At 33.5% G+C, this 1,132-nt stretch carries 1 protein-coding gene; it reads left to right on the top strand.

Annotated elements, in window-relative coordinates; translation table 11 throughout:
- Nucleotides 1-210: 210 nt before the first annotated feature.
- A partial coding sequence (locus DWV34_RS14730; RefSeq protein WP_199485894.1) for a hypothetical protein occupies nt 211-1,132 on the top strand: 922 nt, incomplete at its 3' end.

Below are 1,132 nucleotides of genomic sequence, written 5' to 3'. Positions count from 1 at the left end.
GACAGACAGACAGACAGACAGACAGACAGACAGACAGACAGACAGACAGACAGACAGACAGACAGACAGACAGACAGACAGACAGGTAAAGTCTGCCTTTTTTTGCGTACAAACTATATAGACATACCAAAAGCACAGATACACTAATTATATGGTGATCTGTGTCTTTTTTGCGTTCTGTAGAAAAATGAGTGAAAAGAGGAAAGAAATATGTATAAAGAAAGTGTCAAGAAGAATTCTCGTTACACAATGTCAAAATTTGTGTGTGTGGTTTTTGTACTAATTTTAATATTAAATTGTATGTCTTTGCAAATTAAAGCAGAAGGAAATACGAATGGGGATATAAAAGATAGTGAATATAATCCAAAATATACCATTCAACATTATTTAAATTATCCAGCGATGGCTTTGGACATTCCAAATTCTGGTGATAAGGCGGGAATGGATTTAGTAAATGCGCAAGCATCTAAGACAGATACGATGATTGTATGGCGAACAGATGCTTCACGGGAAAATAATTTACCACGTAATTTTAAGAAACAAAATAGTTATGGAGAGAACCATAGTGTGGATGAATTATATGAACAAAGTCCACATTCGCAACTAAACTTAAATGATGATGGAACAGTAAAAACAGAAAATGAATTACGAAAATTGTTTGCTGATGAGGAAACATATTTCTTTGAAAAATCACAAATGCGATTCATGAATAAGCTTTATAATGATAAAAGTGAAAATCATTATAATAAGAATTATACATTAGAACAGGTTTGGCTTTTGAAAGAAGGTAAGGATAAAGATAGTACCAATGAAGAGGATTTTTATGTCTTAGATGCACCTGTAATGGATGATGGAATCCATCATGATCCTTCTAAGTTTACTTTCACTAACTATAAGGACAATCCAGCATTTAATTCTACAAAAACTACAAATGCTGATGGTGTGAAATATATTGGAGATTCAAAAGACGGTTATACGATTTTAATTACTGAAGATACGGTCATTCGTCTAGTTTTTGAACCAACTGCAGAAGAAAATTATAATTATGATGCAGTGAATTTTTTCGATTATGATATAACGGTGTCCGACGGCAGAATGTGGGAGGTACTAACCGCACGTTATTTTAGTGCCA

This window comes from Anaerostipes sp. AF04-45 (genome assembly GCF_003461725.1).
Lineage (GTDB): Bacteria > Bacillota > Clostridia > Lachnospirales > Lachnospiraceae > Anaerostipes > Anaerostipes caccae.
This window is presented reverse-complemented; position numbering and strand designations above follow the sequence as displayed.